Source organism: Winogradskyella sp. 3972H.M.0a.05, from assembly GCF_040493455.1.
Taxonomy (GTDB): Bacteria; Bacteroidota; Bacteroidia; order Flavobacteriales; family Flavobacteriaceae; genus Microcosmobacter.
On the sequence record NZ_JANFDA010000008.1, the window covers coordinates 39,970 to 57,957 of the forward strand.

Consider the following 17,988-nt stretch of genomic DNA (forward strand, 5'->3'; position numbering starts at 1 on the left):
TGCTTTTATATTTTCAACAAAAATAGAATTTCTGAAGATAATACGTAATTTTAGGTTTTAATTTTCTCATTATGCTACGCCAACTCATTCTCGGTATCATTTTATGTCTTTCATTTATTAGTTATTCCCAAGTTTTAAAGGGTAAATCATTAGAATCCTATAAAGGTTTTTTTGATTTTTATTATGAAGAATCTACAGATAAGATTTATCTCGAAGTAAAAGACTTGGATAAAGAGTTTCTATACATCAATTCTCTGTCGAGCGGTATTGGGAGTAATGATATCGGTTTGGATAGAGGACAGTTAGGAAATGAACGCTTGGTAAAATTTCAAAGAGCTGGGAATAAGCTATTACTAGTACAACCTAATCTTAATTATAGAGCGAATACGGATAATGACTTGGAACGTGAAAGTATTGAGCAAGCCTTCGCCAAATCAGTGTTATTTGGTTTTAAAATCGTAGAAGAGGATAACGGAAAATTTGTTGTGGATATGACACCGTTTTTGATGCAAGACACGCATGGTGTTAGCAATTCATTGAAGCGATCTAAGGAAGGAAACTATAATCTAGATACTTCTAAAAGTGCTATCAATTTATCCCGAACTAAAGCCTTTCCGAAGAATGTTGAGTTTGATGTCTTATTAACTTTCAAGGGCGAACCTTCTGGGCGTTATTTGAGAAGTGTCACACCTACAGCTTCATTAGTCTCAGTGACGCAGCATCACAGTTTTATAGAGCTTCCAGATAATAATTATAAGCCGAGAGTATTTGATGTACGAAGTGGTGCCATTTCAATGTCCTATATGGATTATGCAATACCTGTACAGGAACCAATTAGAAAGCGATTTGTGATACGTCATCGTTTAGAAAAAAAGAATCCGAATGCTGAAGTGAGTGAAGCCATAGAACCAATAATCTATTATCTAGATTCTGGTACTCCTGAACCTGTACGTTCAGCATTATTAGATGGTGCCAGATGGTGGAACCAAGCTTATGAAGCGATTGGGTTTAAAGATGCTTTCCAGGTGAAAATGTTGCCAGCAGATGCCGATCCTATGGACTGTAGATATAATGTGATACAATGGGTGCATCGTTCCACAAGAGGTTGGAGTTATGGTGCTAGTGTGGTCGATCCGAGAACAGGTGAAATCATTAAAGGTCATGTGAGTTTAGGAAGTTTACGAATTCGTCAGGATTTCATGATTGCTCAAGCATTGATGCTCAAACCATTTGAAGATAGTGACGATAATTACCAGTTCATGCTAGATGTAGCTCTTGCTAGAATACGACAATTGAGTGCCCACGAAGTTGGCCATACCATTGGTTTTGCTCACAATTTTGCTGCAAGTACAAATAACAGAGCTTCTGTGATGGATTATCCGCATCCTTTAATCAATGTACAGGGTAATTATATAGATTTAACTAATGCTTATGATACCAAAATAGGGGATTGGGACAAAGTTACTGTAGCATATTCGTATTCAGATTTTCCTAAAGGGACGAATGAAAAGCAAGCATTAAATTCGATTTTAGAAGAGGCTTATGACGATGGGTTACGCTTCATTACTGATAGTGATGCTAGACCTCAAGGTGGCGCACATGCTTTAGCACATTTATGGGATAATGGTAAAATAGCCACTAATGAGTTGGTGAAAATTTTACAAGCAAGGAGATCAGCAATTAAGAATTTCTCTGAAGATAATATCAGAAGCGATGAACCTTACTCAGTACTAGAGGATGTATTTGTACCTATTTACTTTTTGCATAGGTACCAAACTGAAGCGGCAGTAAAGCTAATAGGTGGCTTAGATTATAACTACAAAGTGAAAGGAGACAATCAGTTTTCTAAAAAGAATCTTCCACTGATTGAACAGCGATTAGCATTAGCAGTTGTTTTGAAGACTATTTTAGCCTCTGATCTAGCAATACCGAAGGATAAACTTGAGCTTTTTCCACCACGAGCATTTGGGTATTGGAGAGGCAGAGAATCGTTTAGCAGTAAAACTGGTGTCACTTTTGATGCCCTGAGTGCAGCTTCTACAGCAAGTGATTTTACACTAAAATTATTACTACATCCTCAACGTGCCAATCGATTGATTCAACAAAAGAGTCTAAGTGAAGGGCAATTGGGATTGGATGAATTGTTGAACAGTTTGATCGAAGCTACTTTTAAAACATCGCATGAGGATACCTATCATAGTGAAGTACAACATATGATCAATGCGAATGTCTTAAAGTATCTAATGAATTTAGCTGCAAACGATGCTACTTTTTTCCAAGTGAAAGCACATGCTAATAATGCAATCAATTCTATAGCAAAATTGCTGGACGATTCAGTATATGGAATGGAATACAAGCGCATGATTCAAAAGTTCTATGAAAAACCAGAAGATTTTAAGTTGAAATCTTCTCCGAAAATCCCCGATGGTTCCCCAATCGGAACCGATTTTTGTTCTTCAAACTAAAATAGAGGCTTTAATCGATAAGTTTTTGTAGCAGTAGGCTATCATTGTACCTTACTTTCATAGAGCTTTATTCTTATGGCAGTAGGAAAGACATTCTCGGTACTTATTCCAGATGGAGAAAGTGCATACTCTTATGGTGCAATCACTTGTTTTTCTGGTGTGAAAGGCGTTAAGGTGTTTCTCATGTCCGATAAGAAAGTGCATGAGATGCGCTGGTCCAATTTGGTTCAGAAACTGCTATACTATCCCAAAGAACATTATGATGAACAGTGGATCAATCATATTAATGAGGTTTGTGACCAGTATGATATAGACGTTATCATGCCGACTTCTGAAGAAGGAATTAAAGGCATGCTAAAGCACAGTAATGCATTAAATGCGGTTGATAAGCTCTCACTACTGCCGCCAGAAGATTCATTTAATATTGCTACTAATAAGATTAAGCTAGGTAAACATCTTAATGATTATGATATAAATGCTCCGATAGATTTTCAAATTCAGCCAGGAGACGATTATAATAGAATTGAATCTGAAATCGGTTTTCCGGTAATTCTAAAACCTGCTGTAGATAATAATGGTGGAAAAGGTATTACTACATGTAACTCTACTGAAGCGGTTTCAAACTTCTTTGAAGATCATAACATCACAATACCATATTTGGTACAAGAATATATAGAAGGTTATGATATCGATTGTAGTGTACTTTGTAAGAATGGTGCAGTCTTGGCACATACTATTCAGAAAGGAACTATGCATGGTAGAACCATATATGAGCCGCAATTAGCTTTTGATTTTTTAGAGAATGAAAAACTTCTGAATATTGTGAAAGATTTAATGAAATCCTTGAACTGGTCTGGAGTAGCGCACGTTGATTTACGCTATGATAGTAAGACTGATACCTTTAAAATCATAGAAATCAGCCCTAGATTTTGGGGCTCTGTGTTAGCTTCTATGGTCACTAATGTGAACTTTTCTTATTTGAGTTGTCGACTAATATTAGATAAACAATTACCAGAAATCGATAAGCAACATTATGTAAGTTTCGTAACTACTGCAGGGCTTTGGAAGCATATTAAGAAAAACCCGATGCGTTTATTCTACTTTACTCAATTGTGGAACTACACAGCCGTAAAGTATGTCATTAAAGATCCATTGCCAGTGTTGTACAAGGTCTTTAGAAGAATACGAAGGTTTTTTTAATAAGACTAATTAGCTTTTACCAGACGCATTTTCATCGCTTTTGAAGATCGTTTCAGGAAGTATAAAGACCAACTAATGATTCCTAAGAACTTCAGAGAATCTTCCCAAAAGTATTCGATATTACGTTCCGCAAAGAATAAATCACAAAACACAGAAGTACCAAAGAACGCAAAAGCCATAGCGAGAAGCACATAAGAATTCTTCTTTATAGTTTTCCAAAACCTTAGACCATACAATGCGACTATTGCAAAATAGAAGGCATAAGTAACGACCTGTTTAATGTTTAAATACTTCGTAAAGGCATAATCGTGCAACATAAAAAGGTCATCTAGTAGGAGCATTAGGGTAATTAACCCAGATGAAATTAAGAATGACGAATCATTAGAAGACTGCTTAACGTAGCGTAATGTAAGACCTGTAAATAAACAGACTGCAGCAGTAGTAGCCCATAGCAAGATCCCTATGTTTGATATAACACCAGTAAATGGATTGGATTTAGTAGCATAAGCAGGATCGCCTGTTATAGATTTGTATGGAATATCCAATAAGTCGCCTACCAAATACACAGCAAGTAGGATAAAGAAACTTAAGATATACACAACTGGGATTATGTATTTCCTTGAGGTCATTGAAAAATAGCTAATTAGATGTTCAAGGTAATAAAATTGTTTTTAACAACTAATTAGTAATAACATTGCGCTAATTATTTGTAGATTTCACCTTTGTTATTTCAACTAAAAATTTCATGATAATAGACTTAAGAAGCGACACGGTTACCAAACCATCTAAAGCCATGTTAGAGGCTATGATGTCGGCTAGCGTTGGCGACGATGTATTTGGTGAAGATGATACTGTAAAAGCCTTAGAGCATCGCATTGCAAAGCTATTTGGAAAGCCTAAAGCATTGTTTTTTCCATCTGGGACAATGGCTAATCAAACGGCATTAAAGCTACATACGAATCCAGGAGATCAAATCATTTGCGACAAATACGCTCATATCTATAATTATGAATCTGGTGGTGTGTCATTTAATAGTGGCGCGTCGTGCAAGCTTATTGATGGTGATAAGGGAATGTTTACTGCCGAACAAGTTATGGAAGCAATCAATCCTAATGCCTATTATTACAGCCCAACAACTTTAGTTGAAGTTGAAAATACTACAAATAAAGGCGGAGGAGCGTGTTGGAATTTAGACGAACTAAAGCGCATTCGTGCCGTATGTGATGAACACGGTTTTGGATATCACTTAGATGGTGCGCGTATTTGGAATGCTTTGGTAGAAACGAATACTAAACCAGAAGATTATGGCGCTATATTCGATACGATTTCTGTCTGTTTGAGCAAAGGATTGGGTTGCCCAGTGGGTTCAGTGCTGATAGGTGATGAGGACATCATGACTCATGCCTTAAGATATCGTAAAGTATTTGGAGGCAATATGAGGCAAGCAGGTTATTTGGCTGCAGCAGGATTATTTGCTTTGGATAATAACGTTGAACGCTTAAAAGACGATCATAAAAGAGCTTCAGAACTTGGGCAAGTGCTACAGCAACAATCTTATATCAAGTCTGTAGTTCCTGTTGAGACTAATATTGTAATCTTTGAACTGCATGATAATATCAGTGAAGAAAAGTTTGTTTCAAAATTAGAAGATGAAAATATCAAGCTTATTGGAATGGGAGGTGGAAAATTAAGAATGGTCACACATTTAGACTATACTGCCGAAATGCATGACCATGTCTTGAATATTTTGAATGATCTTGAAATCTAAATTACCATCGGTATCGAATACCAAGAGCAATATCAAAATCTAAATCATCTCTAAAATCACCAAAACCTAGTTCTGGTCTGGCATCTAGAGATAGTTGCAACGGAATATCAAAATTATATTCTATACCTACATTTCCTGCAAGGAAAAAGAAAGTTTCACTATCATCTGCACCTGGAGGTAAGTTATCAAAGCTATAGCTTCCTACACCACCACCAGCTCCGGCATACCAGTTAAAATTACCATCTAGATTCCAAACCCATTGGTAAACACCAGTTAGTTTAAAGCCATCAAAAGAACTTCCGCTTCTCCAGCCTAAATCCAATTCTAGACGATTATTATCTCCTCCTAAGGCACGTTGATAGGAAATCTCTGCACCAAATCCATCGCTATCACCAAGTCGCAGACCGATAGCATTTTCCGAAATGTCTTGAGCATTTGTAAATGCAGCAAATCCGAGGCAAGCAATTGCCGTTACAAAAAATCTTTTCATAAATTCGTTTTTAAGTTCGTGAGTCAATTTATAATAATAAAAACGCCAATTTCAATTAAAAATTGGCAGATATACAAAAATATCAATGATTTTTGTAGCGCACTAATTGTGCCAAAATTCTATGAACAAAGATATTAACAGCAAGTTTCAAGCATCACTATGAGTACAATTATAGATTCTTTTTTAACTGTTATTAAGCCAGAACAGTGCTTAACAGGAGATTCATTACTGTCGCGTTATCATCACATATGGCAAATGGATAAACCACTTCAGGCAAAAGCCATGTTATTGCCTGAGTCAACATCCGAAGTCGCAGAACTAATGAAGATTTGCCATGCTGAAAATCAACCAGTAACTGTGTTTGGTGGTTTAACGAATTTGGTTGGAAGTACAGAAACCAACGAACAAGAGGTTGTCATTTCCATGGAACGCATGAATAGTATGGAGCAACCAGACCTACAGAGTAGAACAATTACTGTTGAAGCTGGAGTAATTCTGGAACATGTACAGGAAGCAGCTACAAAGAATCAGTTATTATTCCCTTTGAATTATGGTGCAAAGGGTTCCGCTCAGATTGGAGGTGCTATTTCTACCAATGCAGGAGGATTGCAAGTACTTCGTTATGGCATGACCAGAAATCTTGTGCTTGGCCTTGAAGTCGTGCTTGCAGACGGGACCATTCTTTCATCGTTGAAGAAGGTGATAAAAGATAATTCCGCTTATGATTTAAAGCAATTATTTATAGGATCCGAAGGGACACTAGGCGTTGTTACCAAAGCTGTATTAAAATTGGTCGAACTACCAAAAAGTAGAGTGAGTGCTTTTGTTGGCATTAATGAGTATGATAAAGTTGTGAGCTTTATGCGCTATATGGATCAGGGAATGGCTGGCACTTTGAGTAGTTATGAACTTATCTGGAATGAGTCTTATAAAACACTTACTAAAGATCCCTCTATCGATTGGACTCCTTTGCCTTATGACTATGATTACTACATACTGCTAGAAGGACTGGGCAGTGACCAAGAGCATGACCAGAGTCGCCTAGAAAACCTTTTGGAAGGCGCATTACATGAAGAACTAATTCTGGATGCCGTTATGGCTTATTCGCAGTCAGAATTGAATAAGTTTTGGCATATAAGAGAAAATGTAGATGCGCTTGTTGCTCATTGTGATTATGACCAACATTTTGATATTAGTCTTCCTGTGAATGTTATTGGAAAAACTATTAGCAGCATTACTGAAAAACTTGCTAAGATTGAAGGTGTCACACATATTTTTCCTTTTGGGCATGTTGGTGATGGAAACATCCACTATATCATTGGAAAAACGACTGAAGAAGATACGCTACGTAGGCAAATTAACGATGTTGTTTATGAGCCTATTAAATCCATCAAAGGGTCAGTTTCTGCGGAGCATGGTATAGGACTTCATAAAAAGGAATATCTCAATTTGTGTAGAACAGAGGAGGAGATCGAACTGATGAAACAAATCAAAAGAACTTTAGATCCCAAAAACATTTTGAACCGTGGTAAGGTGTTGGATGTAACGGGTTAGATAAAACTATTTAGACTTTTTGATAGGCTTTTCTACAATCGTGATTGCAGCAATAAGATCTTTAACTTCCATATCCTTAATGTCTTCATCTGCGAAGAAAGGTGACAGTTTATCAGAATTATAATTGTAAATCTTCCATCGTTTAAACTGGTATTCTAAAGCTGTAAGGTTTTCAACCCAATCACCAGAATTTAGGTAAGTCGTCTTACCATGCCTATTTTGCTTTATCTCCATCTTCGGTTGATGAATATGACCGCAAATCACATAATCATAACCATTTTCTATGGCCAAATCGGAAGCAACAGTTTCAAAATCGTTAATATACTTTATTGCACCTTTGACACTGTTCTTGATCTTTTTGGATAAAGAGTATTTTTCTTTACCCATGCGTTCTAGGCACCAATTCACAATGCGATTTAGTAGAATCAACAAATCATAACCATAACCACCAAGCTTAGCTAACCATTTTGCATTCTGAATAGAAATATCAAAGACATCACCATGAAAAATCCATGCTTTTTTTCCGTCTAGCTTTAAAACTACTTTATCAACGATAGACATTTTACCAATAGTAGTATCGCTAAACTTTCTAAGCATTTCGTCATGATTGCCAGTAACATAAATTACTTCTGTACCATCAGAAGCCATGTCAATAATTTTCTTGATGACGCGCAAATGTGATTTTGGGAAGTAACGCTTGCTAAATTGCCAGATGTCAATAATATCGCCGTTTAGGATTAACTTCTTGGGTTCAATGCTATTTAAATACGTTAATAATTGTTTAGCATGGCATCCATAAGTTCCTAAATGTACATCAGAGATTACTGCAATTTCTACTTTCCGTTTTAGCTTCAAAATGGCAAATTTTATAGCATACAAATTACTCACACCTATATTATCTAAAGTTTATGCCTCAATTAATTAACCCTTAGCATATTGTTAAGTAATTGTTACCTCTTTTCAATAATTCTGCTCATAATGATGAGTTACAATTTTTGTTTCTCTTAGAATACAATTACATTAGCAAAAAATAGCTTGAATGGCAGGAAATACCTTTGGAAAATTATTTAAGTTATCCACCTTCGGAGAATCTCACGGACCAGCAATTGGAGGTGTGATAGATGGATGTCCTGCGGGATTGAAATTAGATTTAGAAGCTATTCAAAATGAATTGAATAGACGTAAACCTGGACAATCCGAAATTGTAACACAACGTAAAGAACCTGATACCGTTGAGTTTTATTCAGGTATTTTTGAAGAGACTACAACAGGAACTCCGATCGGGTTTATAATTCACAATACAAATCAGAAATCAAGAGATTATTCACACATCAAAGATGTCTATCGTCCAAGTCATGCAGATTATACCTACGAAAAAAAGTATGGTATACGAGATTATAGAGGAGGAGGGCGTAGTTCTGCAAGAGAAACTGCCTGCCGTGTTGTTGCTGGAGCTATAGCTAAGCAGCTTTTGCGCTCAGTGTCTATAAATGCATTTACCTCTTCAGTAGGTGACATTTTTATTGACAAGCCTTATCAGGATTTAGATTTTTCTAAAATTGAAGCTAACGCTGTGCGTTGCCCAGATGAAACTACGGCAGAAACAATGATTGCTAAGATTAAAGAGATTAGAAAGCAAGGTGATACTATTGGAGGTACTGTGACGTGTGTGTTAAAGAATGTCCCTTTAGGATTAGGTGAACCTGTTTTTGATAAACTTCATGCCGAGTTAGGAAAAGCAATGCTATCAATCAATGCAGTAAAAGGTTTTGAATATGGCAGCGGTTTTTGTGGAGCCAAGATGAAAGGCAGTGAACACAATGATCTATTTAACGAAGATGGAACTACCAAGACCAACCTTTCAGGAGGTATACAAGGTGGTATAAGCAATGGCATGGATATTTATTTTAGAGTTGCTTTTAAACCTGTAGCTACAATTATTCAAGAACAAAAAGCATTAGATAGTTCTGGAAATATTGTCGACATGCAAGGTAAAGGCAGACACGATCCTTGTGTAGTACCTAGAGCAGTACCGATTGTAGAAGCTATGGCAGCTTTGGTATTGGCGGATTATATGTTGTTGGATAAAGTAAGTAGATTGTAGTTTATACAATCTCGTTAGTTTTAAATAATATCAAATAGAAATAACCTCTAATAAATAATAGCATGAAAAAAACAAAAGCTCTGCTTCTTATTGCAATTTGCTTAACTCTTGTGAATTGTAAAGAAGAGAAAAAAGAAGATGCAGGAAAGAACATGTCTTATCTTTCTGTAGAACAACCGAAGGCTAAGAAAGTACCAGATACACTTCGTGAGCATGATAATACACGTATAGATAATTATTTTTGGATGCGATTGAGTGATGAGCAGAAAAATGCAGAAGAACCAGATGCTCAAACGCAAGATGTCATAGAGTATTTGAATTCTGAAAATAAGTACCTAAAAGAAGTGATGCAGCATACGGACTCGCTTCAGGAAACACTGTATAATGAAATTGTTGGGCGCATAAAGAAAGATGATGAATCTACACCATATAATGATAATGGCTATACCTATTACAACCGTTTTGAAGAAGGTGAAGATTATGCGTTGTATTGCAGAAAAAAAATTGGAAACGATAGCGAGGAAGTCTATATTAATGGTCCAGAGTTAGCCAAAGGTAAATCATACTTTGGTCTTGGAGGCTCAGACATAAGCATCAATAATGAACTTCTGGCTTATGCAGTAGACACAATTTCTAGACGACGTTACACTATTTATTTTAAAGACTTAAAGACAGACAAATTATTAGAAGATAAAATAGACAATACGTCTGGTAGTATGGTTTGGGCAAATGATAATAAGACCGTTTTTTATATCGCAAAAGACCCTATCACATTAAGAAACAATAAAATTTACAAGCATGTTTTAGGAACTTCACAGTCAGATGATGAGTTGGTTTACGAAGAAAAAGACGATACATTTAACTGTTATATTTTTAAATCAAAATCTAACGAATATATCTTTATCAATAGCTCCCAAACGGTTTCTACTGAAGTACGTTACTTAAATGCAAATACACCCAATGGAACTTGGCAAGTAATACAACCAAGAGAGCGAAACCTAGAATATTTTGTTGATCATTTTGGGCCGCATTTCTACATTCGTACTAACCTTGATGCACAAAACTTCAAGCTAGTAAAAACTCCTGTTCAAAAGACTACTAAAGACAACTGGGAAGATGTTATACCACATCGTAATGATGTGCTTTTTCAAAGCTTCATGCTATTTGAAAACTTTTTGGTTTTAGGAGAACGAAAAGACGGATTGCGCACACTAAGAGTGAAAAGTTGGGATAACGAAAGCGATTATTATATAGAATTTAATGACCCTGCTTATGTAGCATACATGAGCACTAACAGGGATTTTAACACAAATATATTCCGCTACTACTACACATCACTAACAACTCCTGGATCGACATATGATTTTAATATGAAGACCAAAGAACAAGTACTATTAAAGCAGCAGGAAGTACTTGGTGGTTTTGATGCAAATAATTACGAGAGTAAACGTATGTTTGTTACTGCACGAGATGGAGCAGAAGTACCAGTATCCTTAGTATATAAAAAGGGGACAACAATAGATGAAAATACACCAACATTGCTTTATGCATATGGTAGTTACGGTAGTAGTAGAGAACCTACGTTTAGTAGTGCAAGATTGAGTCTACTAGATCGTGGATTTGTTTACGCTCTTGCTCATATTAGAGGTGGACAGGAGATGGGATATCATTGGTACGAAAATGGAAAGCTCTTAAAAAAGAAAAATACATTCACAGATTTTATTGATGTTGCCAAGCATTTGATTAAAGAAGGTCAAACAAGTAGCGATCATTTATATGCGTATGGAGGATCAGCAGGAGGATTATTAATGGGAGCAATAATGAATATGGAACCTGAATTATGGAATGGTGTAGTTGCTGCTGTACCTTTTGTAGATATAATCTCTACAATGTGGGATGAGTCAATTCCATTGACAACTTTTGAATTTGATGAATGGGGAAATCCAAAAGATAAAACCTATTACGATTATATGTTATCTTACTCACCATATGATAATGTAGAGGCTAAAGATTATCCAAACACTTTAGTAACCACAGGATACTGGGATAGCCAAGTACAATATTGGGAACCTGCAAAATGGGTTGCTAAACTAAGAGAATTAAAAACAGATGACAATCTTTTAATAATGGATTGTAATATGGAGACTGGTCACGGAGGTGCATCAGGACGATTCAAAAGAAATAGAAGCACAGCGTTAACTTATGCCTTTTTATTAGACTTAGAAGGTATACAAAAGTAAATTCTACATGAAAAAACTCGCATTACACTGGAAGATATTAATAGGAATGCTACTCGGTGTAGTATTTGGCTTTATAATGCTACAAATGGATGAAGGCCCTGAGTTTGTATCCAGATGGATAAAATGGGCAGGAACAGTATTTGTAAAGCTACTTAAGCTAATTGCCATTCCTTTAATATTAGCATCACTCATCAAAGGAATTTCAGATCTTAAGGATATTTCTAAGTTTGCCAATATTGGTGTAAGAACAATAGGAATCTACATTGTTACTACTGTTGTGGCTATTACTATTGGTTTACTTCTAGTAAATGTACTACAACCTGGTGATGGCGTTTCCGATGAGACCATAGCTAAGCTTACTGAAACCTATGCAAATGATAGTAGTGTCCAGGGCAAAATTTTTGAAGCAACAAGACAGAAGGAAAGTGGTCCGCTTCAGTTTATTGTAGACATGGTTCCAGATAATGCGTTTTCAGCATTGAGTAATAATAAGTTGATGTTGCAAGTTATTTTCTTTGCAATCTTTTTAGGGATTTCAATGCTGCTAATTGGCGAGAAAAAAGCTAAACCACTAAAAGACTTTTTTGACTCCCTTAATGAAGTGGTGCTCAAAATGGTAGATCTAATTATGTTGTTTGCACCTTATGCAGTGTTTGCATTGTTGGCAAGCGTAGTTGTATCCTCAGGAGATCCAGATTTACTATATGCACTTTTATATTATGCGGTTGTAGTAATAATAGGTTTGCTATTAATGGTCGTATTTTACGTAATAGTTGTAGGAACAATAACCAAAAAGAATCCGTTTTGGTTCTTAAAACAAATAAGTCCTGCGCAGTTGTTGGCATTCTCAACGAGTAGTAGTGCAGCAACATTACCAGTTACTATGGAGCGCGTAGAAGAACATATTGGCGTGGATAAAGAAGTATCTAGTTTTGTATTGCCAGTAGGAGCAACGATAAACATGGATGGTACGAGCTTGTATCAAGCTGTTGCAGCTGTATTTATTGCGCAAGCTTTAGGGTTCGATTTAACCTTTGCAGATCAGTTGACAATCGTATTAACAGCATTGCTGGCCTCAATAGGTAGTGCAGCAGTACCAGGAGCCGGAATGGTAATGTTAGTGATTGTTCTAGAAGCAGTTGGTTTCCCAGGAGATAAGTTAGCCATTGGTTTAGCATTAATATTTGCTGTAGACAGGCCATTAGACATGTGTAGAACAGTTATCAATGTCACTGGAGATGCTACAGTATCTATGCTTGTTGCTAAGTCAGTAGGTAAGTTAGGCGAGCCAAAACCTAAAGAATGGGATGACCATCTCGATGAAGTAAAATAAGTTTTAGTTTTTTATCAAAAAGTTAGTACATTTAATTTAATAGAAATCCAACCAAAACTCAGCGATATGAATGTATGTTTTATAATGTATCCTTGGGAACAAATCGATGCTGAAAACGATACAAGTTTAGCATTGATTAAAGAATGTGCAAAACGAGGACATGGTGTAGCCATGTGTACTCCAGCTAATCTAACAATTAGAGATAGTGTCACTAGTGCATTCTGCACTGTTATTAGTAGAATGGATAAAGTGCCAGGTTCATTAAAGGCATTTTATAAAAAAGCGGAGCTTCGTGAAGAGATGCTTCCGCTTGCTGGTTTCGACGCTATTTTCTTTAGAGCCAATCCGCCTCTAGACCCTATAATGCTAAATTTCTTAGATTCAGTAAAGGATGATGTCTTTATCGTGAATTCACTTCAAGGTATGCGAGAAGCTAACAATAAGCTCTATACAGCCGCTTTTGGAGATGCACATAGTAACATTATTCCTAACACTCATGTGTCAAAGAATAAAGATTATTTAATCAGGCAAATTAGGGAATCCAAAGCCGATAAGATGATTCTAAAACCTCTAAATGGTTTTGGAGGCTCTGGAGTTATTCTCATAGAAAAATCTGCGATGAGCAACATTAACTCGTTGTTAGATTTTTATATCACTAGTAGTGATGGTACTTCAAACTATGTGATTCTCCAAGACTATATTGAAGGTGCAGATGAAGGAGACGTTAGAATACTACTTCTCAATGGAGAACCGGTTGGAGCAATGAAACGTGTTCCAGGAAAGGATGACCATAGATCTAATGTTACTGCTGGAGGAAGTGTACAAAAGCACAGTCTAACTAAAGCTGAAAAAGCCTTGTGCAAGCAAATAGGGCCAAAACTAGTAAGTGATGGATTATACTTTGTTGGTATTGACGTTATCGGTGGAAAGCTGGTAGAAGTCAATGTCATGTCTCCAGGAGGAATCACCTACATTAATAAAGTCTATAAACCAAAAATAAAAGTAGAAGAGAAGGTTATCGATTTCCTTGAGAGCAAAGTAATAGATAAACTTCAAGCATTTGATAGAAGAGCACGTTTACGTAAAACAGTAGAAGATGCTTAACTAGTTGTGTGTTCAGTAACAGAATTATTGTAAAATGAGCATAACTCTGAATACATCAATTGTTTCAGTTGAATGGTTACATCAGCATTTAGATGCTTCAAACCTTGTGGTATTAGATGCGACAATAAGTAAAAAATCTGGCGATGGCATAAGAATTCCAAAAGCTAGATTTTTTAGTATTAAGCAAAAATTTAGTGATGTTTCTGCTCAATTTCCCAATACTTTTCCAAATAAGGAACAATTTCAAGATGAGGCTAGAAAGCTAAGGATTAATAAGGATTCGGCCATAATTGTTTATGACGATAAAGGCATTTACTCCAGTCCTAGAGCTTGGTGGCTGTTCAAATGTTTTGGTTTTGAAAATGTAGCCGTTTTAGATGGTGGTCTACCGCAGTGGCAGCTAAAAGGATTTAACACAACATCCTATACTGTTGAAGTGTATGATTATGGAAATTTTGATGCGGAATTGAATCCTAGTTTGATTACTGATTTTGAAGGCTTACAGAGTTTCATAGAAAGCCCGAATTCATTAATTTTAGATGCACGTTCTAAAGCACGATTTAATTGCGAAGTCCCTGAACCAAGGGAAGGACTTAGAAGTGGTACGATAACCAATTCAAAGAATTTACCCTATACAGAACTATTAGATGGTTATTGTTTGAAATCCACTAAAGAACTATCCGAAATCTTTAGTAAATTAGTTACAGGAGAATCCACACTAGTATTCAGTTGTGGTTCTGGAATTACAGCCTGCATATTAGCGTTAGCGGCAACAGAATGTAATTTTGAAAGCCTAACAGTTTATGATGGGTCTTGGACCGAATATGGAACCTTAACAGACAAGCAAATGAATGATAATCATTGGACAAGAGACGAACTAATAGCTTACATTTTATTGTATGCATCGCATTCAGATCTTATTGAAGATAATCACGAACGGAATGTCATTATCTCTAAAGTCGATATGCAAACGTTTCAAAAGATTCATGATGAGTTCGATAATGACAATGACTATCAAAGCATTCAAAAAATATTAAAAGGTATTGAAGAGCATAACTATTCAAAAGAAGATATTTCACTATTACTAGCTGATATAAAAGTATTATTCTTTTCAGATGGTGATTATGACGTTATGGAGCGCTATATGCTAAATACTTTCAAGAAATTACTCAACTAAGACAAAGAACAGATGATAAGATTAACCGTCGATGAAATCATTTCAAAAATAAATGCAGAAGAAACATTCCATGCAGTTTCAGAAGATTATTCATTTACGCTAAAGATAGATACTTACGTCCATTATGTTTGCGGAGCAGTACACGATGGTCATCAATTTAGGCAAGAGTTATGGGATAATTGCATTCATACAGAATATGAACGCTGGTACGAGGAAGATCCAGAAACCAAAAATATGGTCATATCTCATCCTATCGTTATAGCAGGATTAGATTCGCGTTTTGAGTATGATCTTAATCGTGATCCAGAAAATGCTGTTTTTGACACGGCATGGGGAAAACAATTATGGCACGAGCCTTTATCTGAAGATATGAAGCAAAAGAGTCTAGATAAACATTCCAATTTTTATAAAGTTGTGCAGGCGCTCATCGCTAAACTAGAAGAAAAATTTGGTGTCTGTGTAGTCTATGATATGCACAGTTATAACTGGAAGCGCTGGGATAGAGAAGTACCAACATGGAACCTTGGTACGTCTAATATAGATAATGACCGCTTTGGAAGAGAAGTTGAAGCTTGGAGAGCAAGTTTATCTGAAATTGAATTCCCTCACAATATTAAATCAACATCTAAAGTAAACGACACATTTCAGGGTAATGGCTATTTCTTGAAGTTTATTACCAATAATTTTAAAAATACATTAGTTTTGGCAACTGAAATCGCAAAAGTGTACTGTGATGAACTTCAACAGGTTAATTACCCAGAAGTAGTTGCTGCAGTTGAGCATCAGCTTAGATACAAATTACCAGAACACGCTTATAATTTTTATAAAACACACCAGAGATAAATGCCGCAGATTACCGCTACTGATGAATATCAAAACTTATTCGACATAGATGCCAATCTTAACCGATTAGTCAAAAATATTGAACTTTTACGCTATATAAATCCTCTGAATATAGAGCATGAGAAAAAACAATTTTTCTCAGCAAAATACAATTATGAACCAAAGTTCAAGTATCCCAAAATAAACTTTAATGGTTATAAGCTTCATCGTTTATTTTTTTCGCAACGCTTAGAGCGTATCGAAGATGAAGATATTAGGCAATTGTATGAAGATATTATTTATGAATATTCTAGTTTAATAGAATGTATTGAGACCATAGGTCAAGGAAGGAAATTCTATTACAACAGCTTAAAGAGTTTTGGTACACCTCCTGAAAAAGACATAGACAACGCCAAGTTTATTCTTCGATTCGATGATGAAGACTTCGATGAAGATATGTTACCTATGTACAATGTGGAAGAAGCTAAGGCATATTTTGAAGACTATTCAAAACGATACGATTTCAAGTATAAGATTAAGTTTTCTACAAATATTTCGGCAGCAGCAATGGTGTTGAATAATACACAGACTCTTGTATTGCGCAAAAATCATAAGTTCAGTAAAAACCAATTGGAAGTTTTGACTAACCACGAGGTTGGTGTACATATGGTAACTACGTTCAATGGTTTAAGTCAGCCATTAAAAGTATTTTCAAATGGATTACCCAATAATGTAGAAACTCAAGAAGGACTAGCAGTTTATTCTGAGTATATGTCTGGTTGCCTTACATTGAAACGCTTAAAAGAGTTATCATTTAGAACATTAGCTTCAGATAGTTTGAGTAAAGGCTACACGTTTGCTGATACGTTTGATTTATTGCATAACCAATATAAACTCAATAGAGACAAAGCATTTTCAATTACCTTAAGAGCACATAGAGGAGGAGGCTTTACAAAAGATCGTCTGTATCTTTCTGGTTTGAAAAAAGTATTCAAATATGCTCAAGAAGGCAATGATCTAGGCATATTACTTACAGGTAAAGTGTCTATGGAATATATGGATACAATCAAAAAACTTCAGGATTTAGGATTGGCGATAGGTCCAAAATTCTTCACGGATTCCTATGAAGTCAATGATAATTCTAATAAAGATTTAGAATTTATTCTTAAAGGATTGAAATAAATAGCTTACCAAATCTCGCTTACTTCCTTTTTAATAAAAGAAAGCGCTGCATTACTTGGTGGTTGCTTTTCCATCATTTCTGTAAGAACAATTTCTCTGAGTTTATCAGATGTAGTAGTTTTTTCTAATAAACTGGCTTTTCTAATAAGTTGTATTGTTGCGTTCTTAGCAGCATTAATAATACTCCAACATTCATCACTTACATAAATTTGTTGCGAAATATTATGATCAAGTTCTTGCTCTATTGTTGCTATAAGTAATGCTTCATAATCATCTTTATTAGAGGAGTTTGGCTTAACTCTTATTAATAGCTTGGCAGGAGTAATTCGCTCTAAAAATAACGCCATACGTTCATAGGCCTGAAGCCTCAATGGTAACGCTTCTTTTTGCATATCGCGTTGTAACATGAAGCGTCTTCTATTGAATTCATTTTGAATATGTTCTTTGAAGAAATAGTACGCGATTCCACCAGTTATCAAAGCAGGTATCGCATAAAAAAAGAGTTCAGCTATTTTTGCAGCATCCATATAAGTAGTATTAGTTCTTAGT

Annotated in this window: 15 protein-coding genes; 11 read left to right on the plus strand and 4 right to left on the minus strand. The window is 35.8% G+C overall.

All coding sequences use genetic code 11. The features are described from left to right. Positions 1-71 precede the first annotated feature (71 nt). The gene (locus NCE97_RS14200) at positions 72-2,465 is read left to right on the plus strand and encodes a zinc-dependent metalloprotease (RefSeq protein WP_353779945.1); all 2,394 of its coding nucleotides are present in this window, start codon (positions 72-74) and stop codon (positions 2,463-2,465) included. A gap of 75 nt (positions 2,466-2,540) precedes the next feature. Further along, entirely contained in the window at positions 2,541-3,665 is a 1,125-nt protein-coding gene (locus tag NCE97_RS14205; protein WP_353779946.1) for an ATP-grasp domain-containing protein, read from the plus strand. A gap of 5 nt (positions 3,666-3,670) precedes the next feature. Here NCE97_RS14205 and NCE97_RS14210 read toward each other — a convergent pair whose 3' ends face one another. Beyond that, complete coding sequence (locus NCE97_RS14210) at positions 3,671-4,294, minus strand: DUF8692 domain-containing protein (protein ID WP_353779947.1); 624 nt, start codon at positions 4,292-4,294, stop codon at positions 3,671-3,673. A 116-nt stretch (positions 4,295-4,410) separates the two neighbouring features. Here NCE97_RS14210 and NCE97_RS14215 point away from each other — a divergent pair, with 116 nt between their 5' ends. Beyond that, the gene (locus tag NCE97_RS14215; protein ID WP_353779948.1) at positions 4,411-5,433 is read left to right on the plus strand and encodes a threonine aldolase family protein; all 1,023 of its coding nucleotides are present in this window, start codon (positions 4,411-4,413) and stop codon (positions 5,431-5,433) included. Between the two features lies 1 nt (position 5,434). On the opposite strand, the gene NCE97_RS14220 is transcribed toward NCE97_RS14215, so the two are convergent. Next, entirely contained in the window at positions 5,435-5,923 is a 489-nt protein-coding gene (locus tag NCE97_RS14220) for a hypothetical protein (RefSeq protein WP_353779949.1), read from the minus strand. A 159-nt stretch (positions 5,924-6,082) separates the two neighbouring features. Here NCE97_RS14220 and NCE97_RS14225 point away from each other — a divergent pair, with 159 nt between their 5' ends. Next, positions 6,083-7,477, plus strand: a complete 1,395-nt coding sequence (locus tag NCE97_RS14225; RefSeq protein WP_353779950.1) for an FAD-binding oxidoreductase — start codon at positions 6,083-6,085, stop codon at positions 7,475-7,477. A gap of 6 nt (positions 7,478-7,483) precedes the next feature. Here the strand turns inward: NCE97_RS14225 and NCE97_RS14230 are convergent, their stop codons facing one another. Then, positions 7,484-8,332 carry a UDP-2,3-diacylglucosamine diphosphatase gene (locus tag NCE97_RS14230; RefSeq protein ID WP_353779951.1) on the minus strand — a complete coding sequence of 283 codons (849 nt, stop codon included), beginning with the start codon at positions 8,330-8,332 and terminating at the stop codon, positions 7,484-7,486. A gap of 184 nt (positions 8,333-8,516) precedes the next feature. On the opposite strand from NCE97_RS14230, the gene aroC reads away from it, so the two are divergent. From aroC to NCE97_RS14265, 7 genes are all read left to right on the plus strand, one after another. Then, positions 8,517-9,581, plus strand: coding sequence for a chorismate synthase (gene aroC / locus NCE97_RS14235; protein WP_353779952.1), 1,065 nt, complete (start codon positions 8,517-8,519; stop codon positions 9,579-9,581). A gap of 62 nt (positions 9,582-9,643) precedes the next feature. Beyond that, positions 9,644-11,821, plus strand: coding sequence for a S9 family peptidase (locus NCE97_RS14240; RefSeq protein WP_353779953.1), 2,178 nt, complete (start codon positions 9,644-9,646; stop codon positions 11,819-11,821). A gap of 7 nt (positions 11,822-11,828) precedes the next feature. Continuing rightward, positions 11,829-13,154 carry a dicarboxylate/amino acid:cation symporter gene (locus tag NCE97_RS14245; protein ID WP_353779954.1) on the plus strand — a complete coding sequence of 442 codons (1,326 nt, stop codon included), beginning with the start codon at positions 11,829-11,831 and terminating at the stop codon, positions 13,152-13,154. Positions 13,155-13,220: 66 nt separating this feature from the next. Next, positions 13,221-14,258: a glutathione synthase gene (gshB, locus tag NCE97_RS14250; RefSeq protein WP_353779955.1), complete on the plus strand. Its 1,038-nt coding sequence runs from the start codon at positions 13,221-13,223 to the stop codon at positions 14,256-14,258. A 34-nt stretch (positions 14,259-14,292) separates the two neighbouring features. Continuing rightward, positions 14,293-15,435 carry a sulfurtransferase gene (locus NCE97_RS14255; RefSeq protein WP_353779956.1) on the plus strand — a complete coding sequence of 381 codons (1,143 nt, stop codon included), beginning with the start codon at positions 14,293-14,295 and terminating at the stop codon, positions 15,433-15,435. A 12-nt stretch (positions 15,436-15,447) separates the two neighbouring features. Beyond that, entirely contained in the window at positions 15,448-16,278 is an 831-nt protein-coding gene (locus tag NCE97_RS14260; RefSeq protein WP_353779957.1) for an N-formylglutamate amidohydrolase, read from the plus strand. Further along, positions 16,279-17,439 (plus strand): peptidase MATCAP family protein, encoded by a 1,161-nt coding sequence (locus NCE97_RS14265; RefSeq protein ID WP_353779958.1) that lies wholly within the window; start codon positions 16,279-16,281, stop codon positions 17,437-17,439. A 5-nt stretch (positions 17,440-17,444) separates the two neighbouring features. Here the strand turns inward: NCE97_RS14265 and NCE97_RS14270 are convergent, their stop codons facing one another. Continuing rightward, a complete protein-coding gene (locus NCE97_RS14270; protein WP_353779959.1) occupies positions 17,445-17,966 on the minus strand; it encodes a DUF7935 family protein in 522 nt (173 codons plus the stop codon). Positions 17,967-17,988 lie beyond the last annotated feature (22 nt).